Consider the following 20083-nt stretch of genomic DNA (forward strand, 5'->3'; position numbering starts at 1 on the left):
TGCATGACCGACCTATTGAAAGCCGACCAGGGCCAGGACGCCCACACCATCCACCTCGTCGACGAGGACAGTTTCGAAGATTGGAAGAAGGCGCAACCACAGCGCATCCGCACCCTCCTCGAAGCCAATCGCTTCGAGGGCAAGCAGGGCTATCAATGGCTCACCTTGCCGGGAGCGGGCGATGACGACTGGTCGGTCGTGACCACCGTCGCCGATGTCGACGAGCTCTCCCCTTGGTGCCTTGCCAAGCTGGGCGAAGACCTGCCCGAGGGCATATATCGCCTCGCCGACGACAAGGACCCCGGCCCCGCCAAACTCGGCTGGATCCTCGCCCAGAACCAGTTCTGCCGCTACAAGTCCGACCATCAGGAGCGCGGAGACCGCACCCTCCTTACCCCCAGCCCCGCCGATGTGGACCGCACCGCGCTCGCCGCCGAGGCGACCTTGCTGGTGCGCGACATGATCGACACCCCCACCGCCGACATGGGACCGGGCGAGATCGAGGCCAAGGTGCGCGAAATTGCCGGCCGCTTCGGCGCCGAGGTCGACACCATCAAGGGCGATGCCCTGGAACAGGGCTATCCGATGATCCACGCGGTCGGAAAAGCCGCGTCGCGCGCCAACGCCCCGCGCCTCATCGAACTCGCCTGGGGCAAGGCGGACGCTCCCCGCCTCGCCATTATCGGCAAGGGCGTCGCTTTCGATTCCGGCGGGCTCGACATCAAGGCGGCCAGCGGCATGCGCCTCATGAAGAAGGATATGGGTGGCGCCGCCCATGCGCTCGCGCTCGCCTTCCTCGTCATGGCGCGCAACCTGCCCGTGCGCCTCCACCTCCTCATTCCCGCCGTCGAAAATGCGATCAGCGAGGACAGCTTCCGCCCCGGCGACATCATCAAGAGCCGCAAGGGGCTGACCGTCGAGATCGACAATACCGATGCCGAAGGTCGCCTCATCCTCGGCGATGCCCTCCACAAGGCGGGCGAGGATGGTGCCCCCGACCTCCTCGTCGACTTCGCCACCCTGACCGGCGCCGCGCGCGTCGCGCTCGGCCCCGACCTGCCGCCCATGTTCGCGACCGACGACTCGCTTGCCGACGGCATCGCGGCGGCGGGCGAGAAGGTAGGCGACGATGTCTGGCGGATGCCGTTATGGGACGGCTACGACGAGATGCTCAGCTCTTCGATTGCCGACATGTCGAACAGCGCCCAGGGCAGCTTCGCCGGCTGTATCACCGCCGCGCTCTTCCTTCGCCGCTTCATCCCCGATTGCGACTGGGTCCATTTCGATACCTTCGGCTGGCGCCCGTCGGCCAAACCGGGGCGCCCCAAGGGCGGCGAGGCCTATGGCCTGCGCGCCACTTTCGCCTATCTCGAGGAGCGCTACGGACAATAGGCGGTAGCCGTTCCAGCCCAAGTGGTTGCAATCTGCGATAAAATTGATGAGGTGACGAAACAAAGCGCATGGCCGGGCCGTTTTTCTCTCAGTACGCGACGTCAACAAAACGCAACCGAGGGATCTATGGGCGACCTTTCACTGGCGACCTGGATGCGGACCCTCATTGGATACGTCCGCTCCGGCTCGCCCGACCTGACCAACCGACAGATGGCGCTCATGCTCGTCGTCTATCTCACACCCGGACCGCACACCGTGCGCGGCCTTGCACAAACATTGGGTGTTTCGAAACCCGTCATCACTCGCGCCTTGAATACCTTGGGTGGCCTCGGCTATCTGCGGCGCGAACGAGACCAGGACGACCGACGCAATATCTTCGTCGTTCGCACCGATGACGGGGCCGATTTCCTTGACGAATTCCGACAACTCTTCCGCGCCCAAGGGGGCAATGGCAGCGCCGAACGGCAACGCGGCTCGGTCCGCACGCCCGTCCTCGAAGCCACCCATTAGGGAGTTCGATCTCACGGGCACGTCGGCCGACCTGCCCGACCCGACCCGCCACGCCTATCGCAAGGATCTTGCCGATGTGGCGCTGGCGGGCCGCGTGATCGCTTCCCATTATGCCGCGCCCGTCGCCCGCGAACTGCGCCGCGACGCCCCGCTCCGCAGTGAACCCGATTGCGATGCCGAATTGGTCATCCAACTAGCCGCCGGCGACGCCTTCGATCTCCTCGACAATCGCGGCGGCTGGGTGTGGGGCTATGCCGGACCCGACCGCCGCGTCGGCTATGTCAAGGAAGAAGCGCTGGTCTGACCCCCCGCTCCTCCCCGATCGAAAAAGGGCGCCTCCCCGCCGGGAAGCGCCCTTTGTTCTTTCTCAAGGCCGCAAGTCCTACATCTCGCCCCGCTGGCGGCGCAGCGCATACCATTTGGCGACGTTGCGATTATGCTCCTCCAGCGTATCGGCGAAAATATGCCCGCCCGTCCCGTCGGCGACGAAATAGAGCGCATCGGTCTCTTGCGGATCGAGCACCGCCGCGATGCTTTCGCGGCCCGGATTGGCGATCGGCCCGGCGGGCAGCCCCGCCATCGCATAGGTGTTGTAATCGTTGACGTCGTTCAATTCTGACCGACGAATCCGCCGCCCCAGCGGCTTGCCCTTGGTCACCGGATAGATGACCGTCGGGTCGGCATCGAGTTTCATCCCGATCCGCAGCCGGTTGGAATAGACCCCCGCCACCATGCGCCGCTCCGACGCCTTGGCGGTTTCCTTTTCGACGATCGAGGCGAGGATCACCGCCTCGGCGGGCGTCTCGACCACGCTGCGGCTGGTCCGCGTCGGCCACAGCTCCTCCAGCGTGTCGCTCATCGCTTCCTGCATCCGGGCGATGACTGCGGCGCGGCTGTCGCCCCGCTGGAAACTGTAGGTTTGCGGCAACACCGTCCCCTCGGGCGGCAGCGGCGCATCGCCGGTGAGCAGGTCGGTCGCCTGCACCCGCTCCTGCACCAGGATCGAGGGCATGCCCTCGGGGATGGTGACGAAGCGTTGGACCGGGCGGCCGTGCTGGATGATGTCGAGAATGTCCGCCGCGCTGGTGCCCGGCGGAATGGTGAACTCGCCCGCCTGGATGGGGTCGCCCCCGCCGAACAAGCGCGCATTGAGGCGCCACAGGCTCGGCGACAGGCCGATCTGACCCTGCTCCGCCAACTCCTGCCCCAGCGCCCCGATGCCGGTGCCCTCGGCAACGATGATCCCCGTTTCCTCCTTGGTGGGGCCTGCGCTCCACCAGCTGAAGGCCAGGAAGGCCGCCGCCGCCCCGATGAGGACGAGGGCGAGAAAGACGAGCTTCCTGATCAAGCGCCTAGTCCTCGACCTTCTTCATCACCAGGCTGGCATTGGTCCCGCCAAAGCCGAAACTGTTGTTCAGGGCCGCGCGCACTTCGCGCTTCTTGGCCTCGTTGGGAACGAGGTCGACCCCCGCCACGCCTTCCGACGGATTGTCGAGGTTGAGCGTGGGCGGCACGATCTGGTCGCGGATCGACAGAATGCAGAAAATGCTCTCCACCGCGCCGGCACCACCGAGGAGATGTCCGATCGCCGACTTGGTCGAGCTCATCGACACATGGTCGAGCTCGTCACCGAACAACTTGCGCACCGCGCCGAGCTCGAGCTCGTCGCCGAGCGGCGTCGAGGTGCCGTGGGCGTTGATATAATCGACGTCGGCAGGCGTCATGCCGGCCTTCTTCAGCGCCATCTCCATCGAGCGGAACGCGCCGTCGCCATCGGGATGCGGGGCGGTGACGTGATAGGCATCGCCCGACAAGCCATAGCCCACCACCTCGGCATAAATCTTCGCACCGCGCTTCTTGGCATGCTCATATTCCTCGAGCACGACCACGCCGGCACCTTCGCCCATGACGAAGCCGTCGCGGTCCTTGTCATAAGGGCGCGACGCCTTTTCGGGGCAGTCGTTGAAATTGGTCGAGAGCGCACGAGCCTGTGCGAAGCCGGCAATGCCGATCGGGCAGATGGTCGCCTCGGCGCCGCCCGCGAGCATGATGTCGGCATCGTCGTCGCGGATCATCCGCGCCGCATCACCGATCGAATGCGCACCCGTCGAGCAGGCGGTGACGACCGCATGATTCGGCCCCTTCAGGCCATATTTGATCGAGACCTGGCCCGAGATGAGGTTGATAAGACGGCCGTGAACGAAGTGCGGCGAAACGCGGCCCGGCCCCTTTTCGGCAAGCACGAGGCTCTCTTTCTCGATCCCTGGCAGTCCGCCGATCCCCGACCCGATCGAACAGCCAGCGCGGACCTTCATTTCCTCGGGCATTTCGGTGAGCCCGGCATCCTCGATCGCCTGGCCCGCGGCATCGATGCCGTAGACGATGAACGGATCGACCTGGCGCTGGACCTTGCTGTCGACGCGCTTGTCGGCATCGAAGCCATATTCGTGGTCCGCAGGCTTCACTTCGCAGGCGATGTGGCACTTGTGGCCTTCGGTGTCGAAGCGGGTGATCTTGCCCGCCCCCGACTTGCCCGCGAGGATGTTCTTCCAGCTGGTCTCGACATCACCGCCAAGAGGGGTGACGAGGCCGAGACCGGTAACGACGACGCGCCGCATAATCTTCTCCTAAAACGGCAACAGGCCCAGACCCGCTGGACGGGGCTGAGCCTGCGAAGTGCCGGTCATGACCGCGGCGAACCCGCCGATGCGAGGGCCGCGGCCATCAGCAGGGCTTAGCCCTTGTTCTTCTCGATGTAGGTGATCGCATCCTTTACGGTGGCGATGTCTTCGGCCGCATCGTCGGGGATTTCGACGCCAAACTCTTCCTCGAAGGCCATCACCAGTTCGACGATGTCGAGGCTGTCCGCACCCAGATCGTCGATGAAGCGGGCATCTTCGGTCACCTTTTCGGCGTCAACGCCGAGATGCTCGACGACGATCTTCTTCACCCGATCGGCAGTATCGCTCATGAAATGTTCCCTTTCATTAGAATTCGCGGCAAGCCCTAGCGCGCACCGGGGCGTTGGGCAAGAGTGTCGACAGCATGATCGCCTTTCCCTAGCGTCGCGCCATGTTCCTCGCCGCCCGCTCGCTGCTTGCTCGCCTGTCCGCCCGTCTTGCCAGCGGCGAGCGCGTCCTCGGCACCAAGGGAATTGCCGCGCTGTTCGCCTTCGAGTTCGTCGTCGTGCTGGCCGGTGTCCTCGCCGCGCAGGGCTTGCAGAACTGGGTGCGCGAGCGCGAGATGCAGCAGGACCTCGAAGCCACCACCGCTTATTATGAGGGCGAATTGGCCGATGTTCATGCCGGGGCGCTGATGTGGCAGGCGGCGCTTCCGTGCCTCACCGATCGTGTCGAACTGGTGATGAACCAGGCGGCGCAGGGGATCGCGGTGGACGCCGAGTTGCTCCGACCGCTGCGTCTGTCGCGCGCCTGGGTCGAACCCCTGTCGCAGGACATGGCCGGGCGGCTCGAGCGCGAACAGGGCGCCGTGCTCACCTCCGCCCAGGCCGTCATCGCCGAATATGGCAATCGCACCGCCGACAATGCCAAGGCGGCGCAGCGACTGTGGAGTCAGCTCCGGCGCGGCAGCACCGCTTACGGCCCGCCCGGCCCAGCCGATTTCGTCGCCGTGCGTGAAACAGGCAGCGAATTGCTCGCTTTGCTCGATGAAATCGCGATCGGTAGTGGCAGCCTGATCGAGGTGGCCGCAGAGATCGGGGTCGAACCGTCCGACTATGCCCTCGGCGAACGCGCCCACCGCCCGGTCCGCGATTGCGCAGAACTCTGGGCCAGGGGGAGCATGATCATTCCGAGCGAAGGGGGGGTCTCGTGACCAAGCGAAACAAGGGCCCCGATCCCGGCGCGGCGCAAATCCTCGCCGCCGGGGCCGCCATCGTCGCCGGGCTGTTCGTCAAGCACGCCGGCGAACAGGTTTTTGGCGATACTGCCGGCAAGCGCGGCAGCAAGGGCAAGGAGCGCGCTAGGGCGGGCAAGGGCAGCAACGAGCGCCCACAGTCCACCGACCATATCGCGCAGCGCGCCGAGGCCGTCATCGTAGGGCGCAAAGCACAGGACCGCCTGCGCGAAGCGGCGGCGCGGATGCGGATGGAGGAAGAGGCGTTCGAACAGCGCTACGCCACCGAGGAACGGCTTATCGGCGAGGCGCCGCTATGGCTCCATGGCGCACTGCACGATGTCGCCTTCACCGACCGCGAGGCGATCGACCCCGCCAGGCTCGACAGGCGGACCGGCGGCGGGCGGGCGGCGGCTTGGGCGATCTTCACCGATCCCGCCCGCAACGAGGGCTTCCGCATTTCGCAGGCGCAGGATGTGTCCAATTGCGGCGGCACCAGCATGATCGATTTTGCCGGGCGGCACTTCTGGTACCATTATCACGACGACCCCCTGCTCGGTCGGACCCTGTCGATCGGCCCGCGCGCGCCCGATCTGGAGGAGGCGCATTACCGCGCGCTCGCCGACCTGCTCTTCGCCGCCCAGCGCCATGAGGCGGGGATCGAGGAACGGCGTCGGCATTTGCGAGCCTTCGACATGGTCGCGCTGCATTCGGCGGGAGACAAGAGCCAATATGACGGCCTTGTCGCCCAGCCCCCGCGCTTCGCCGCCACCGCGCTCGCGCTCGAGGCGCATCGGGAGCGCGGTGCATGAAATATTACGAAAAGCCACTCGGCAGCGGTCGCCACGCCAGGCTCGACGAGATGTTGGGATTCGACTGGACGCCGCGCCAGCATTTCCCCTCGGTCGACCGGCTGAAGGAAATGACGCGCAACTTCGAGCAGCAGACGCTCTTCGCCGACTATGACGCACGGCTCTACGCCAAGCTCAAGGCGGCGCATGAGCGGCTGCGCGAGGACGATGCGTTCGCGGCCGGCTTCTTTGCACGGATCTCGGTACACGCCGGACAGGTCTCGCCGATCGAAACCGGCAAGGTTGCCAGCGCGGATGGTTCGCTCGCGCTGACGGTGGGGCCCAAGGAGAAACGCCTCGGCGGCCACCCCTTTACGCTTCTGTCGCGCGATGACGGGACGGTTCGCACCGGGGTTCTGGCCGAGCGCAGCAACTGCTTAATCGTCGTCACACCGCTGGCATCGGAACGGGCTCGCGCGCTTGCCCCCTTGCTCGTCCGCGAGGATACGCCAACGATGCCGCTTTACGTGCTCGGTCCCGCCATCATTGCGCCCGGCCAGGAGCATCTCTTCAACCAGCAACTCAAATATTACGCTTACGGGGAGGAGGAGATTTGAGCCGTCGCCCTCTCACGTCCGGCGAGATCGAAATGGCGCGCGAGATGTTCGGTGCCCAGATCGACTATGCCCGGGTCGAGATCGTGCGCAGGAAGTGGATCTTCTTCCAGCCCGTCGGGGTCGTGATGGCGCCCACCGGCAACATCCATTTCCACCCCGACAGCACGCGCTATTCGGACGATTTCTCGAAGGAGCGGCTCTATTTGCAGGGTCTCTTCATCCATGAAATGACCCATGTCTGGCAGACGCAGCGTAGCGGCCGCTGGTACCTGCCGCTCATCCGCCATCCCTTTTGTCGCTATGGCTATGAACTGAAGGAAGGGCGGCCGTTCCTTCGCTATGGCGTCGAGCAGCAGGCCGAGATCGTGCGCCACCGCTTCCTCGCCGACAAGGGCGGCAAGGTGGCGATCACCCCGCCGCGCGACTTATTGCCCTTCGGCGGCGGCGATCCGGGCGAGCCGGTCTAGGTCCTTCTTCCGCCCGAAGCGGCGGAGCAGCGCGGCCTGTTCGGCGAGCGAGGGGGTGTAGAGGCAGGCGCCCGCGACATCGTGCGCGATGCGCGTCTGCGGCTCGATCGCGACCCACTTCCCCTCTTCGCGAAGACGGAAACTCGCCATCAGCTCGATCGGCACTGGCGGCGCGGTCCAGCGGGCATAGGTCGCCGACCGGAATTGCGGATGGTCGTCGGCGCGGTGGTCGAGCTGCCAATGATCGAGGAGCCGTGCGCCATCCTCGGCGCTGACGATGAGGTCGATGTCGGCGATGCCGCCGGGATCGACGCCCGACAGCCACAGGCCTGCCGAACCGATGATCCACCACGGGTCGCGCGCCTCGGCCTCCAGCACGCCGGCCAGCATCGCCAGCGAGCGGCGCAGCGCGGCGTCGGTCACGTGGTCGGCGGCGGCGGCGGCGGCGGCGGCGGGGTACGCGGCGCAGACGATTGTGGCGGCGCAGGATAGAGCCTGCTCATCTCGACGAGCGGCATCCCCGCACAGGTCTGCGGCACGGTCGACTGCAGCATGTCGGCGCGCGGAAAAGCCTCGCCGAGGAAGCCGCCGCCGCTCATCACCGCATCGCCGTGCCGCAAGCGGTGTGGGCCGACGTCGAGATAAAGGCCGTCACCGTCCTGTCCGAGCACGCCCTCGGTGGTGACGATGGCGTTCAAGCCTTCCTCACCGCCCGTCGCCACCGCGACGCAGGGCGAATTGAGGTCGAGCGTGCCGCCGATCAACGCCTCCATGAACACCTCGGGACCACCGTCATCGGCGCTCTTGTAGAGGATAAGGTGCGGCAGCGGCTCGGCGGGCGTGGGCAGCCGCGCGGCACGGCGCTCGGTCTCCTGCGGGCTCGCCGCCTCCTCCGCCGCGCAGGCAGGCAGGAGAAGCGCGAGGCCCGCGAGAAGGCCGATCCGCATCACGGCTTTCTGGCGACCCCGACCATGGCGGGCCGCAACAGGCGGCCTTTCAGCGTATAGCCGGGCTGCATTTCCTCGATGACGGTGCCGGGTTCGGCGTCGTCGGAGGGAATTTCGATCATCGCCTGATGCACATTGGGGTCGAGTTCCAATCCCTTGGCGGCGACGCGCTCGATGCCCTGGCGGGTGAAGATCGATTCCATTTCGCGCAAGGTCGCCTCGATGCCCTCGATGAATTTGGCGGCGCGGCCATCGCGCGCTTCGTCGGGCACATGGTCCAAGGCGCGTTCGAGATGGTCCTTCACCGCGAGAATGTCGCGCGCGAAATTGGACACGGCGAACTTGGTCGCATCCTGCTTTTCCTGCTCAAGGCGGCGGCGCACATTCTGCACCTCGGCGGCGGCATAAAGCGCGCGCTGCTTGGCCTCTTCCAGCTCCTCCTGGAGCTGGGCGAGCTGGTCATGTTCCTGCAGTTCGGGGGACCCTTCGGCGGTTTCCTCGCGCAGGTCTTCGGTATCGTCGTGATTCTGTTCGGTCATGGCATCCGTCTCGTAAGCGCTTCGGCGGTGAAGTCCACCATCGGGACGACCCGCGCATAGTTCAACCGCGTCGGGCCGATCACGCCGATCACCCCGACGACCTTGTCGTCGGCGTCGCGATAAGGAGCGGCGATGACGCTCGACCCTGACAACGCGAACATCCGGTTTTCCGATCCGATGAAGATGCGAACACCCTCGCCCTCCCGGACCTCGTGGAGCAATTTGGCGATCTCGCTCCGATTTTCCAGTTCCTCGAACAATTGCTTCACGCGTTCGAGGTCCTCGGCGGTCTTGTCGTCGAGAAGGTTGGCGCGCCCCCGCACGATCAGCACGTCGCGCGCAGACTGGTCCCGGCCCCATTCAGCGAGGCCCGCCGCGACGAGGTCGGCGGCGCGGTCGTCCAGGGCCTCGCGCCGGTCGGCGATATCGCGGCGCAATTGCTGCTCGGCCTCGGCAAGCGTGCGTCCGGCGAGCCTGGCCGAGACATAATTGGCGATCTCATTGAGCGCGATGGGGCTGGTGCCGGGGGGCAAGGGCACGATGCGGTTCTCGACCGAGCCGTCATCGCCCACCATCACCGCGAGCGCGCGCCCTTCGTCCAAGGCCATGAAGGCCAGTTGCTTCAGCCGCGCCTCGCGCTTGGGCGCGGTGACGATTCCCGCGCAGGCGCTGAGGCCCGACAATCGCTGCGTGGCGGCGGCGAGTGCCTGTTCCATCGGCTTGCCTTCGAGCTCTTCCTCGATCGCGCGGCGGGTGCCCGCGGGCGCCTTTCGCGCCTGCATCATGCCATCGACGAAGAGACGGAGGCCGGTCTCGGTCGGGATGCGCCCCGCGCTGGTATGCGGACTGGCGAGGAGGCCGCGCGCTTCCAGCTCGGCCATCACGCCGCGGATCGAGGCGGGCGACAGCGCGACCCGCTCGGTCAGCGTCTTCGAACCCACCGGCGCGCCCTGTTCGAGATAGGTGGACACCACCTGCCCGAAAATCTCGCGCATCCGCTCGGTAAGATCGCCCAGTCGCTCGCTCATGCGGGCGATGTAGGAACTGCGCCCCCGATCCTCAACGGGCCACGTAGATATCGAGCGGCAGCACGTCGGGCGCGTCGGCCAGCGCCTGGAACATCGCGCGGTTCATCTCGAGGTCGCAGCCATAGTTGACGCGCAGCTGGTCGGTCTCGCCATCCTCGACCCAGGTGACGACCACGCCGGGCGCGTCGGTGCGCCAATTGTTGCCGCATTCCTCGGGGCTGGCGAGGCTGCGCGTGCCGTCGGGCCGATAGGGCGCGAGCATGGCCCGGAAGCGTTCGAATTCGGGCAGGCTGACGACGAACATGCGCTGGCCGCTGATCTTGACGTGCTGGCGTCCTTCCCAGACCGCAATGCCGTCGCCGTTCACGCCCAGCTTGTAGACCGCGCAGGTGCCGAAGCAGGGCGTCGTCTCATAGGTGATGGCGAGCGGTTCGGGGCGCTTGGTCATGGTGGCGCAGCTCGCCAGCACGAGGCCCATTCCAACGATCAACATCCTGCGCATCACGCCCTCCCCTTTGCACTGCCAGCAGCTTGGGCTAGGGCGTGGCCAACATCAAGGAGAGACTGTCCATGCGCCCATCCGGCCGTGCCCCCGACGAATTGCGTCCCGTCAGCTTCGAGGCTGGCTTCACCCGCCATGCCGAGGGCAGCGTCCTCGCCAGCTTCGGCGATACCAAGGTGCTGGTCACCGCCAGCGTGGAAACCAACCTGCCGCCGTGGCTGCGCGGCAAGGGCAAGGGCTGGGTCACGGGCGAATATGGCATGCTGCCGCGCTCCACCCACACGCGTGGAAATCGCGAAGCAGCGCGCGGAAAACAGTCGGGCCGGACGCAGGAAATCCAGCGGCTGATCGGACGCAGCCTGCGCGCCGTGGTCGATCTCGAAAAGCTCGGCGAGCGCCAGATCACGCTGGACTGCGACGTCATCCAGGCCGATGGCGGCACCCGCACGACCAGCATCTCGGGCGCATGGGTCGCCATGCGCATCGCGGTCGACAAGCTGCTCGCCGAAGGCAAGCTCGAGGAAGATCCCATCACCGCACAGGTGGCGGCGGTCAGCTGCGGCGTCTACAAGGGCACCCCGGTGCTCGATCTCGATTATCCGGAAGATTCCTCCGCGGGGTCGGACGGCAATTTCGTCCTCACCAGCGACGGCAATATCGTCGAGGCGCAGATCTCGGCCGAGGGCGAGACCTTCGACCAGGAAGGCCTCCTGCGACTGATGCGGCTCGCCGAAATCGGCTGCAAGGAAATCTATGCAGCGCAGCTCGCGGCGGTCGGCAAATGAAGACCATCGGCCCCAAGCTCGTCCTCGCCACCCACAACCGTGGCAAGCTGAAGGAAATCGCCGATCTCGTCGCGCGCTTCGGTATCGAGGTCGTCGGGGCCGAGGAAGCGGGACTTCCCGAGCCCGAGGAAACCGGCGTCACCTTCATCGACAATGCCGAACTGAAGGCGCGGCAGGCCGCCGACCTGTCGGGTCTTCCTGCGCTGGCCGACGACAGCGGGCTGTGCGTCGAGGCGCTGAACGGCGATCCCGGCGTGCGGTCGGCGCGATGGGCCGAGGATGCGGACGGCAACCGCGACTTCCTGCGCGCGATGGAAAAGGTCGAGGCCGCGCTCCAATTGCTCGGCCCCGATGTCAGCCGCGATGCGCATTTCACCTGCGCCCTCAGCCTCGCATGGCCCGACGGCCGTATCGAAACTTTCGAAGGCAAGGTGCATGGACAGCTCGTCTGGCCGCCGCGCGGGGATAATGGCTTCGGCTATGACCCCGTCTTCGTGGCGAACGGACAGGACATCACCTTCGGCGAGATGGCGCCGGCGACAAAGCATGACATGAGCCACCGTGCCGATGCTTTCCGCCAGCTCCTCGCCTGGCTCGAGGCGCAACAGTGACGCTCTGCAAGACTTTCTATTGCCGGTTCGGGTTGCTGCTGCTGGTGCTGGCGGCGATCGGCACCGGGCTCAACGTGACGGCCAATCCCGCCGCCCCCGATGCGGTGCACATCCTGTTCGTCACGCTGATCGGGCTGGTCGTCCTCACCTACGACCGCTTCCGCTTCATCGACTAGGCGTCAACCGACGCGGACCCCGTCCTTGTTACCGGGCGGCGAATAGCGACAGACGAAATAGTCCATCGTCGCCGACGAGGCGAGCGCGCAGCCGACATGTGTCGTGGTCGGCCAGACGATCTGCGTATAATGGCCGACATCGTACCAGCTGCCCGAGCGGCTGACGTGGGGGAAGGTGCCGGCGCGAAAATGGCGGACCTCGTCGGTCATGGTGCCGACGATGACGTCATAGCCGAACTGGCCGCGCTGGCCGCGCCACATGTTCTCGCCCTGATATTTGCGCCGACCGGGCGTGCGGTCGTGATGATATTGGCCGGTCCGCGCCATGTAGCGGGCGTGCTCCATCGCGCTCGCCGCCAGGGCCGGGTCCCAGCGCAGCGGTGCGACCCCATGAGAGGCGCGCGCGCGATTGTGATTGTCGAGCACGGCGGAGCGCATATGCTCCTCGCCGCGCGCCGCAGCGGTCGTCGCCGCCCCGGCGGGCAAGGTGACGGCGAGCGCGGCCGCCAGCATGATCAGATGCTTCGTCATGCCGCCATGCTGGCGAAAATGCGTAAACAAATCCCTGTCCCCCGAACGCGATACCGACGATCGGTCGAGCGGCTGCGGGGGATTAAATCCAGCCGTTCAAGACGGGTTTACGATGAGCGGACGAGGGGCAGCGGCGAGGCGTCAACGCGGCGCGATGGCGACCCCGCTGATATTGCCCTGCGGCGTATAACGGCAGACCAGATAATCGGCCCGCGCATCGCTCGCCACGCCGCAGCCGAAAGCGGTCGTCGCGGGCCAGACGATCGCGGTATAATGGCCGACATCGCCCCAATTGCCGGTGGTCGAGACATTGGGGAAGACGCCGGGCCTGAACCACGCCTTCTCTTCAATCCAGTCGCCCGCCATCGTGCGATAATTGAAGGCGCCGCGGCTTCCCATCCACAGATTTTCGCCCTGGGTCCCGCCGCGCCGCTGCGCGTCGGTGCTGTGCGCGAAGCGCCCGGTTCGCGCCAGTTCGCGCGCATAGGTCGTGGCATCGGCGGCGAGCCCCGCATCCCAGCGCAGCGGCGCGACGCCGAACTCGGCGCGGGCGCGATTATGCGCCTCGACCATCACGGTGCGCAGGTCGCCGCGCGGTCCGGCATCGGCCTCGCGCGGTGCGAGGATCGGTCCCGGACGCGGCCCCGCGGTGGTGGTGCCCGCCTCGGGCAGGCAGGCGGCAAGGAAGAGTGGCGCGGCCAGCAAGGCGGCCGTAAGGGGGACAGACTGCATTCGAACCTCATCGCATGGAAAAGCTTCCTCGATCATGAACGCGCCCCTCGCCCTCTATATCCACTGGCCCTTTTGCGCGAAGAAATGCCCCTATTGCGACTTCAACAGCCATGTTCGCGAGACGGTCGACCAAGCGGCATGGCGCGACGCGCTGCTCGCGGACCTCGCGCATGAAGCCGCGCTGACGCCTAACCACGAGTTGACCAGCATCTTCTTCGGTGGCGGCACACCAAGTCTCATGCCGCCCGCCACCGTCGCCGCGCTCATCGAAGCGGCAGGACGCCATTGGCAGGTCGCCGAGGATCTGGAAGTCACGCTCGAGGCCAACCCGCAAAGCGCGGAGGCGGAGAAGTTCAAGGCCCTCGCCAGCGCCGGGGTCAACCGCCTCAGCCTCGGGCTACAGCGCTTCGATGATGCCAGCCTCGCTTTCCTTGGCCGCCTGCACAGCGCCGCCGAGGGGTTGCGCGCGCTCGAGGCGGCGCAGGCGGCGGTGAAGCGGGTCAGCTTCGACCTCATCACCGCGCTGCCGGGCGACACGCTGGAGAGTTTCGACGAGGTGCTCACCCGCGCCATCGGCCTCGGTACCAGCCACATCTCGCTCTACCAGCTGACCGTCGAGCCGGGCACGCGCTTCGAGACGATGGTGCGCAAGGGCGACTTCACCCCCATCGACGAGGAGCTGGGCGCCGACCTGTTCGACCTGACCACCGAGCGCATGACCGCCGCCGGCCTGCCACCCTACGAGATTTCCAACCACGCCCGCCCCGGCATGGAGAGCCGCCACAACCTCAGCTACTGGCGCTATCACGATTATGTCGGGGTCGGCCCGGGGGCGCACGGGCGGCGTGGAGGGATGCGCACCTTCCGCCACAAGAAACCCGAGAATTTCCTGTCGGGGGTGGCACGCAACGGCCATGGGCTGCGCGAGGAGGAGGCGCTCGCCCCCCGCGAGGCGGCGCGCGAGGCGCTCGTCATGGGGCTGCGACTGACCGAGGGGATCGACCCCGCAGCCATGGCAGCGCGCTTCGGGGTGCCCGTCATCGACCCCGCCGCCACGCGCCGCCTCGTCGATCAGGGCCTATTGGCGTGGAACGAGCGACTTCGGCTGACGAGTGCCGGAAGACTGCTCAACGACGCCATCCTCGCCGAGATCGCGCTCTAATCCTCGAAGCGCGTCGAGGCCGGGCTGACGATCTCGCTGCCGGTGGCGGTGACGCGGCGCACTTCCAGGGCGCGCTCGGCGATGCCGTCGCGGCCGAAGCGAAAGATGCCGTCGACCCCGCCGAACCCGCCATCGTCGACGAGCAGCGCTTCGGGGAAGGCCTCGCCCGCGTCCCAGTCGCGTGCGAGCCGAACGACCAGCAGCGTGGCGTCATAGCCGAGGCTGGCGAGACGGAAGGGCGCATTGCCATAGGTCGAGCGGTAGCGCGTGACGAGCCGGTTGAATTGCGCATCGGGCACGGCCGCATAGATGCTCCCCCGCATCGGCGCGACCGTCCCGAGGTCGCTGTCGGCGGCCCACAATTCGGTGCCCATCAGCGTGCCGGAAAGCTGGAGCGAGGGGGCGGCGATCTGGGCGATGCGCCCCGAATCGGCGATGAGGATCATGTCGACGCCCTCGGTCCCGCCGATGGCGCGCGCGGCGGCCTCGACGCTCGAGCGGCTGCGCTCATAGGTTTCGAGCCGCGCCACGCGTCCGCCGACGCGGTCGACAGCATTGAGGAAAGCCTGCGTCGCGCGCTGGCCGTAAACGCCCGTCGAGCTCATCCCCGCAAAGATATCGGCGCCCTGCCCCGCGGCATAATCGACGATGCGATCGATCGACTGGGTCGGCGTGAAGCCCATGATATAGACGCCCTCGCCCGCCACGCCCTCGTCGTTGGAAAAGGCAAGGACGGGGACGTCGGCGGCATCGGCGATGGGCGCGACCAGCCCGACATTCTCTCCGCGAAGCGGGCCGAGGAACAGGCGATTGCCGTCGGCGAGCGCGGTGCGCGCCGCCGCCGCCGCGCCGCCTGCACCGGCGGTGTCGTAGATCTTGAGCTCGATCGATTCTTCCTTGGTGTCGGTCAGCGCCATGCTCGCGGCCTGCGCGATCGACAGGCCGATAGCGGCATTGTCGCCGGTCAGCGGTACAAGCACCGCGACCCGGTTCTTCTGTTCCTCGATGACCGGTTCGGGGGTCACGGGCTCGGGCGCCTCGCTGGTCGTCGGCGCCGCCACGGTTTCGACGGGCGGGGTCGACTGGCACCCTGCCAGCAACAGCGCGGCCAAGGCCAGTCCGCCCAATTTGGAAGTGGCTCGTGCTTGCGCGCACCGGTCAATCATGGCTCATGTCCCTCATGAAGAATCTCGAACGTCTGCCGGGCCTCTATATCGTTGCGACCCCGATCGGCAATCTTTCCGATCTAGCGCCCCGCGCGGCATCAATGATCGAACAGGCCGACCTGCTCCTTGTCGAGGACAGCCGGGTGACGGGCAAGCTTCTCCAGCACCTCGGCCTCAAGAAAAGCATGCGCCCCTATCATGACCATTCGAGCGAAGCCGATCGCGAGGCGATCCTCTCGATGCTCGGTGACAAGATGGTGGTGCTGGTCTCGGACGCGGGCACGCCGCTCATCTCGGACCCCGGCTACAAGCTGGTTCACGAAGCCCGCGCGCGCGGGCTCCATGTCGGCGCGGTGCCGGGGCCGAGCGCGCCGACCATGGCGCTGACCCTGTCGGGGCTGCCGACCGACCGTTATCTGTTCGCGGGCTTCATCCCCAACAAGGACAAGGCGCGCGTCGACCTGTTCGAGGAATTCGTGGGCCTGCGCGCGACCCTCGTCTTCTTCGAGACGGGCCCGCGCCTCGCCAAGAGTCTCGCCGCTGCGGGACAAGTGCTGGGCGACCGCCCCGCCGCCGTCGCGCGCGAACTCACCAAGATGTTCGAGGAGGTGGCCACCGGCACGCTAAACGAGCTTACCCAACGCTATGCCGACGCGCCGCCCAAGGGCGAGATCGTCCTCGTCATCGGCCCGCCCGGCGAGGCGTCCGCCCCCGACGAGGCCGACGTGGATGCCGCTATCGACGAGGCACTGGAGACGATGACCCCGAGCCGCGCCGCCAAGGAAGTGGCCGCCCGCCTGGGGCTCAAGAAGAACGACGTCTACGCCCGCGTCCAGCAACGAGCGAAGCACTGAACCGCCAGCGACAGGCTGCCGAGGCGCGGGGACGCCAGGGCGAACGCATTGCCGCCTGGTGGCTGCGGCTCAAGGGCTGGCGCATTCTCGACAAGCGCGTGCGCACCGGCGTCGGCGAAATCGACCTCGTCGCGCGGAAGGGCAATCTCGTCGCCTTCGTCGAGGTAAAGACCCGGCCCACCCTCGAGGAAGCGCATGCCTTCCTCGAACCGCGCAGCCTGCAACGCGTCGTCGCTGCCGCCGAAGTACTCGCGCCGACCTATACCGCCATGGGCCATGACGTGCGCATCGACGCCGTGCTGTGCGCCCCCGGCCACCGCCCTCGCCACCTCGAAAATATCTGGCAGGGTTGGTGACAATTTAAGCCATTGACCCTAGGGGCCTCGATCATGACCCGCACCATTGCTTTCCAGATGGACCCGCTCGAGAGCGTCAATATCGCTGGCGACAGCACCTTCGCGCTGATGCTGGAGGCGCAGGCGCGCGGTTATGATTTCTACGAGTACCAGCCGGGCGCGCTCTCCTATCTCGATGGCCGGGTGCGCGCCTATGCGCGCCCCGTCACCGTGCAGCGCGTAGAAGGTAATCATTTTAGCGCGGGCGACTATCGCCACCTCGACCTCGGCACCGGCGTCGACGTCGTCTGGGTGCGGCAGGACCCGCCCTTCGACATCGCCTATGTCACCGCCGCGCATCTGCTCGAGCGGTTGAAGGGCGAGACCCTCGTCCTCAACGACCCCGAGGCGATCCGCGGTGCGCCTGAAAAGCTCTTCGTGCTCGATTTCGCGCGCTTCATGCCGCCGACGCTCATCACGCGCTCGGAAGCCGACATCCGCGCCTTCCTCGCGCAGCACGGCGAGATCGTCGTCAAGCCGCTTCACGGCAAGGGCGGCGAAGGCGTGTTCCGCATCGGTAGCGACGCGCGCAACCTCTCCAGCCTCGTCGAATTCTTCCGCCAGGAGATGAAGGAGCCCTTCATCGCGCAGGCTTTCCTCCCCGCCGTGACGGAAGGCGACAAGCGCATCATCCTCGTCGATGGCGAGCCGATCGGCGCGATCAACCGCATCCCGGCGGCGGGCGAATTTCGCTCTAACCTCGTGGCGGGCGGCAAGGCGGCGAAGGTCGAACTGACGGAGCGCGAACGCGAGATTTGCGCGGCATTGGGCCCCGAGTTGAAGCGCCGCGGCCTCCTCTTCACCGGCATCGACGTCATCGGCGGCATGCTCACCGAAATCAACGTCACCAGCCCCACCGGCCTCGTCGCCCTCGACCGGTTCGACGGCATCAACTCGGCGGGCCTGATCTGGGACGCGGTCGAGGCGCGCCTCGCATGACCGACTGGGTGGTCGACCTCATCGACAAGGGCGGGCTTATCGCGGTCGCCTTCCTGATGTTTCTCGAAACCGTTTTCCCGCCGATCCCGTCCGAGCTCATCATGAGCCTCGCGGGCATTCGCGCGGGCCAAGGCGAACTCTCACTCACCGGCATCATCATCGCGGGCACCTTCGGGGCGATGGCCGGCAATGTCGTCTGGTACGTCATTGCGCGCTGGCTCGGTATCGAGCGGTTCAAGCCGCTGATCGACCGCTGGGGGCGCTGGATCACCATGACCTGGGCCGAGGTCGAGCGCGGCCAGCTATGGTTCGAGCGTTATGGCACCTTCTTCGTCTTCATGGGACGGATGCTGCCCACGGTGCGCAGCCTCGTCTCGGTGCCGGCCGGGCTCCTCAAGATGCGCTGGCGCAGCTTCCTCATCGCCTCGACCATCGGTACCGCGGGCTGGACCGCGCTGCTGGCGCTGGCAGGGTACAAGCTTGGTTCGAGCTTCGAGGAAATCGACAATTTCCTCGGCCCCATCTCGACCGCGATCGTCGTCACGATCCTGCTCGCTTATGTCTGGCGGCTGTGGACCCACCGCAAGGTGCGACCCGTCGACTGATCGCCGCCGCGCCTACCCGCGCGGATGCGCGTTGCGATAGACGTCCAGCAGCCGCGCCGCATCGACCTTCGTATAGATTTGCGTCGAGGACAGGCTGGCGTGGCCGAGCAGTTCCTGGAGCGAACGCAGGTCGCTGCCGGCGGCGAGCAGGTGGCTGGCAAAACTGTGTCTCAGCGCGTGCGGCGTCAGGCTGTCGGGCAGTCCCAACTCGCGGCGGGCGTTGCGCACCGAGCGGCGCACCATGTCGGCGGACAGGCGCCCGCCGCGCACCCCGCGAAACAGCGGGTCGCCCTTGTCCATCGGCCAGGGGCATTCGCGCGCATAATCGCCGATCGCTTGCGCCACGGCGGGCAGGATCGGCACGTCGCGCTGCTTGCCACCCTTGCCGGTGACGCGGATCGCAGCGCCCAAGGGCAACAGGTCGGCATCGAGCGCCATGGCCTCGGAAATGCGAAGCCCCGCGCCGTAAAGGAGCAGCAGGATCGCAAGATCGCGCTTGCCGACCCATGGCTCGTCCTGCGCCGCTTGCGCCGATTGGCCGAGCGCCGCGACATCGGCGGGACTCGAGGGGCGCGGCAGCGTCTTGGGCCGCTTGGGTGCACGCGTCGCGGGCAGGCGCGGCGTCTCGCCTGCCGCCTCGGCGACCCACTTGAGGAAACTGCGAACGCCCGACAATTCACGCGCCGCCGAGGCCGCGCCGAGACCTTCTCCCCGCCGCGCGGCGAGGAAGGCGCGCAGGTCGACCGCCTTTAGCCCGAGCAGCATCGACGCATCCACCGCTTCGCCGCGATGGCGCCCGAGAAAGTCGATGAAGCGAAAACCGGTGGCGCGATAGGCGCGCACGCTATGCGCGCTCATCCGCCGGTCGTGGAGGAGATGGTCAGCCCAGCGCGTGACGTCCCCGCGCGCCGGATGGTCGTTCAGCCCCGGCCGCACCGCACCAGCATCGCGCCCAGCGTCTCGCCGAGAAAGGCAAGCAGCTTGGCCCCATGCGCTCCGTCCAGCGGCAAACTGTCTTCCTGGCCCAAGAGGATCAGCCCCGCGAGCCGCCCCTTTTCCGCCTCGAAGGGAATGAGCGCCTCGGTGCGGACCCGCGCGGCGATCTTGCCGAACAAGGGATCGCCATGGTTTGTGGCGCGCATCTGCACCTTGCCCAGCCCCATGGCGCGGGTGATCCACGCCGGTTCGAGCATATGATTGCCATCCTCGTCGATGCGATAGGCGCGCCCGCCCGCCTTCAGCGCCACAGCGGCATGATCGACCTCTAGGAGGCGCGCCCAGTCATGGACGATGGTGTCGAACAGGCAGGGCACGCTTTCGCAGCGCATCAGCGACAGCGCGGCGTGATGGATAGAGGCGGTCGCCCCGGCATGGCCACGCGCGAAGGCGATCGCATCGTCGCGCGCCTCCTCGGCGGCCCCGAGACGGTCGCGCAGGCTCTTCAGGGCCCGATCTTCAAAGCGAATCACTTCTGCCATT

The 20083-nt window shown here is 66.8% G+C and carries 28 protein-coding genes; 15 read left to right on the forward strand and 13 right to left on the reverse strand.

Annotation, left to right across the window (positions count from 1 at the left end; genetic code table 11):
- Nucleotides 1–3 precede the first annotated feature (3 nt).
- From NUW51_RS05375 to NUW51_RS05385, 3 genes are all read left to right on the forward strand, one after another.
- A complete protein-coding gene (locus NUW51_RS05375; RefSeq protein ID WP_265563454.1) occupies nt 4–1392 on the forward strand; it encodes a leucyl aminopeptidase family protein in 1389 nt (462 codons plus the stop codon).
- Nucleotides 1393–1545: 153 nt separating this feature from the next.
- Nucleotides 1546–1902, forward strand: coding sequence for a MarR family transcriptional regulator (locus tag NUW51_RS05380; protein WP_407696323.1), 357 nt, complete (start codon nt 1546–1548; stop codon nt 1900–1902).
- Nucleotides 1841–2206, forward strand: coding sequence for an SH3 domain-containing protein (locus NUW51_RS05385; RefSeq protein ID WP_265563459.1), 366 nt, complete (start codon nt 1841–1843; stop codon nt 2204–2206). The genes NUW51_RS05380 and NUW51_RS05385 overlap by 62 nt, the downstream gene beginning before the upstream one ends.
- A 78-nt stretch (nt 2207–2284) precedes the next feature.
- Here the strand turns inward: NUW51_RS05385 and mltG are convergent, their stop codons facing one another.
- The 3 genes from mltG to NUW51_RS05400 form a co-directional block, all read right to left on the reverse strand.
- Nucleotides 2285–3250, reverse strand: coding sequence for an endolytic transglycosylase MltG (gene mltG, locus NUW51_RS05390; protein WP_407696324.1), 966 nt, complete (start codon nt 3248–3250; stop codon nt 2285–2287).
- Nucleotides 3251–3254: 4 nt separating this feature from the next.
- Entirely contained in the window at nt 3255–4520 is a 1266-nt protein-coding gene (fabF, locus tag NUW51_RS05395) for a beta-ketoacyl-ACP synthase II (RefSeq protein WP_265563461.1), read from the reverse strand.
- A gap of 116 nt (nt 4521–4636) precedes the next feature.
- Nucleotides 4637–4873, reverse strand: a complete 237-nt coding sequence (locus NUW51_RS05400) for an acyl carrier protein (RefSeq protein ID WP_244382770.1) — start codon at nt 4871–4873, stop codon at nt 4637–4639.
- Nucleotides 4874–4974: 101 nt separating this feature from the next.
- Between NUW51_RS05400 and NUW51_RS05405 the strand changes: the two genes are divergently transcribed.
- Genes NUW51_RS05405 through NUW51_RS05420 form a run of 4 tightly spaced genes read left to right on the forward strand, consistent with a single transcriptional unit; the run spans nt 4975 to nt 7632 of the window.
- Entirely contained in the window at nt 4975–5736 is a 762-nt protein-coding gene (locus tag NUW51_RS05405) for a hypothetical protein (protein ID WP_265563463.1), read from the forward strand.
- On the forward strand, nt 5733–6569 hold the full coding sequence (locus NUW51_RS05410) for a hypothetical protein (RefSeq protein ID WP_265563465.1): 837 nt from the start codon (nt 5733–5735) through the stop codon (nt 6567–6569). Before NUW51_RS05405 ends, NUW51_RS05410 begins: the two co-directional genes overlap by 4 nt.
- The gene (locus NUW51_RS05415) at nt 6566–7165 is read left to right on the forward strand and encodes a hypothetical protein (protein WP_265563467.1); all 600 of its coding nucleotides are present in this window, start codon (nt 6566–6568) and stop codon (nt 7163–7165) included. The genes NUW51_RS05410 and NUW51_RS05415 overlap by 4 nt, the downstream gene beginning before the upstream one ends.
- Entirely contained in the window at nt 7162–7632 is a 471-nt protein-coding gene (locus tag NUW51_RS05420; RefSeq protein ID WP_265563469.1) for a vgr related protein, read from the forward strand. Before NUW51_RS05415 ends, NUW51_RS05420 begins: the two co-directional genes overlap by 4 nt.
- Here the strand turns inward: NUW51_RS05420 and NUW51_RS05425 are convergent.
- From NUW51_RS05425 to NUW51_RS05445, 5 genes are read right to left on the reverse strand one after another with little or no spacing between them, the layout of a single operon-like run.
- Nucleotides 7591–8055 carry a hypothetical protein gene (locus NUW51_RS05425; protein ID WP_265563471.1) on the reverse strand — a complete coding sequence of 155 codons (465 nt, stop codon included), beginning with the start codon at nt 8053–8055 and terminating at the stop codon, nt 7591–7593. The two genes, NUW51_RS05420 and NUW51_RS05425, sit on opposite strands and share 42 nt — an antisense overlap.
- Nucleotides 8052–8579 carry a hypothetical protein gene (locus tag NUW51_RS05430; protein WP_265563473.1) on the reverse strand — a complete coding sequence of 176 codons (528 nt, stop codon included), beginning with the start codon at nt 8577–8579 and terminating at the stop codon, nt 8052–8054. Before NUW51_RS05430 ends, NUW51_RS05425 begins: the two co-directional genes overlap by 4 nt.
- Nucleotides 8579–9118, reverse strand: a complete 540-nt coding sequence (gene grpE, locus NUW51_RS05435) for a nucleotide exchange factor GrpE (protein ID WP_265563475.1) — start codon at nt 9116–9118, stop codon at nt 8579–8581. Before grpE ends, NUW51_RS05430 begins: the two co-directional genes overlap by 1 nt.
- Nucleotides 9115–10146: a heat-inducible transcriptional repressor HrcA gene (hrcA, locus tag NUW51_RS05440; RefSeq protein WP_265563477.1), complete on the reverse strand. Its 1032-nt coding sequence runs from the start codon at nt 10144–10146 to the stop codon at nt 9115–9117. Before hrcA ends, grpE begins: the two co-directional genes overlap by 4 nt.
- A 31-nt stretch (nt 10147–10177) precedes the next feature.
- Nucleotides 10178–10648, reverse strand: a complete 471-nt coding sequence (locus NUW51_RS05445; RefSeq protein WP_265563479.1) for a DUF6438 domain-containing protein — start codon at nt 10646–10648, stop codon at nt 10178–10180.
- Nucleotides 10649–10716: 68 nt separating this feature from the next.
- Between NUW51_RS05445 and rph the strand changes: the two genes are divergently transcribed.
- The 3 genes from rph to NUW51_RS05460 are packed head-to-tail and all read left to right on the forward strand — an operon-like array spanning nt 10717 to nt 12220.
- A complete protein-coding gene (rph, locus tag NUW51_RS05450) occupies nt 10717–11433 on the forward strand; it encodes a ribonuclease PH (protein WP_265563481.1) in 717 nt (238 codons plus the stop codon).
- The gene (gene rdgB / locus NUW51_RS05455) at nt 11430–12044 is read left to right on the forward strand and encodes an RdgB/HAM1 family non-canonical purine NTP pyrophosphatase (RefSeq protein WP_265563483.1); all 615 of its coding nucleotides are present in this window, start codon (nt 11430–11432) and stop codon (nt 12042–12044) included. The genes rph and rdgB overlap by 4 nt, the downstream gene beginning before the upstream one ends.
- Nucleotides 12041–12220 carry a hypothetical protein gene (locus NUW51_RS05460; RefSeq protein WP_265563485.1) on the forward strand — a complete coding sequence of 60 codons (180 nt, stop codon included), beginning with the start codon at nt 12041–12043 and terminating at the stop codon, nt 12218–12220. Before rdgB ends, NUW51_RS05460 begins: the two co-directional genes overlap by 4 nt.
- Nucleotides 12221–12223: 3 nt before the next feature.
- On the opposite strand, the gene NUW51_RS05465 is transcribed toward NUW51_RS05460, so the two are convergent.
- Both NUW51_RS05465 and NUW51_RS05470 read right to left on the reverse strand, forming a co-directional pair.
- The gene (locus NUW51_RS05465) at nt 12224–12751 is read right to left on the reverse strand and encodes a CAP domain-containing protein (protein ID WP_265563487.1); all 528 of its coding nucleotides are present in this window, start codon (nt 12749–12751) and stop codon (nt 12224–12226) included.
- A gap of 141 nt (nt 12752–12892) precedes the next feature.
- Nucleotides 12893–13483 (reverse strand): CAP domain-containing protein, encoded by a 591-nt coding sequence (locus tag NUW51_RS05470; protein WP_265563489.1) that lies wholly within the window; start codon nt 13481–13483, stop codon nt 12893–12895.
- A gap of 34 nt (nt 13484–13517) precedes the next feature.
- Here NUW51_RS05470 and hemW point away from each other — a divergent pair, with 34 nt between their 5' ends.
- Nucleotides 13518–14645 (forward strand): radical SAM family heme chaperone HemW, encoded by a 1128-nt coding sequence (gene hemW, locus NUW51_RS05475; protein WP_265563491.1) that lies wholly within the window; start codon nt 13518–13520, stop codon nt 14643–14645.
- Here the strand turns inward: hemW and NUW51_RS05480 are convergent.
- Nucleotides 14642–15811: a penicillin-binding protein activator gene (locus NUW51_RS05480; protein ID WP_265563493.1), complete on the reverse strand. Its 1170-nt coding sequence runs from the start codon at nt 15809–15811 to the stop codon at nt 14642–14644. The two genes, hemW and NUW51_RS05480, sit on opposite strands and share 4 nt — an antisense overlap.
- Before the next feature lie 5 nt (nt 15812–15816).
- Between NUW51_RS05480 and rsmI the strand changes: the two genes are divergently transcribed.
- Genes rsmI through NUW51_RS05500 form a run of 4 tightly spaced genes read left to right on the forward strand, consistent with a single transcriptional unit; the run spans nt 15817 to nt 18604 of the window.
- Nucleotides 15817–16665, forward strand: coding sequence for a 16S rRNA (cytidine(1402)-2'-O)-methyltransferase (rsmI, locus tag NUW51_RS05485; protein WP_265563495.1), 849 nt, complete (start codon nt 15817–15819; stop codon nt 16663–16665).
- Nucleotides 16662–17021 (forward strand): YraN family protein, encoded by a 360-nt coding sequence (locus NUW51_RS05490; protein WP_265587937.1) that lies wholly within the window; start codon nt 16662–16664, stop codon nt 17019–17021. Before rsmI ends, NUW51_RS05490 begins: the two co-directional genes overlap by 4 nt.
- Nucleotides 17022–17054: 33 nt before the next feature.
- Nucleotides 17055–17999 carry a glutathione synthase gene (gshB, locus tag NUW51_RS05495; protein ID WP_265563497.1) on the forward strand — a complete coding sequence of 315 codons (945 nt, stop codon included), beginning with the start codon at nt 17055–17057 and terminating at the stop codon, nt 17997–17999.
- Nucleotides 17996–18604 (forward strand): DedA family protein, encoded by a 609-nt coding sequence (locus NUW51_RS05500; protein ID WP_265563499.1) that lies wholly within the window; start codon nt 17996–17998, stop codon nt 18602–18604. Before gshB ends, NUW51_RS05500 begins: the two co-directional genes overlap by 4 nt.
- A gap of 12 nt (nt 18605–18616) precedes the next feature.
- On the opposite strand, the gene NUW51_RS05505 is transcribed toward NUW51_RS05500, so the two are convergent.
- Together NUW51_RS05505 and NUW51_RS05510 are read right to left on the reverse strand one after the other, a co-directional pair.
- Nucleotides 18617–19540 (reverse strand): tyrosine recombinase XerC, encoded by a 924-nt coding sequence (locus NUW51_RS05505; protein WP_265563501.1) that lies wholly within the window; start codon nt 19538–19540, stop codon nt 18617–18619.
- Nucleotides 19525–20082, reverse strand: a complete 558-nt coding sequence (locus NUW51_RS05510) for a DUF484 family protein (protein ID WP_265563504.1) — start codon at nt 20080–20082, stop codon at nt 19525–19527. Before NUW51_RS05510 ends, NUW51_RS05505 begins: the two co-directional genes overlap by 16 nt.
- Nucleotide 20083: the final 1 nt, after the last annotated feature.

It is taken from the genome of Sphingomicrobium arenosum, from assembly GCF_026157085.1.
In the GTDB taxonomy this organism is placed as follows: domain Bacteria; phylum Pseudomonadota; class Alphaproteobacteria; order Sphingomonadales; family Sphingomonadaceae; genus Sphingomicrobium; species Sphingomicrobium arenosum.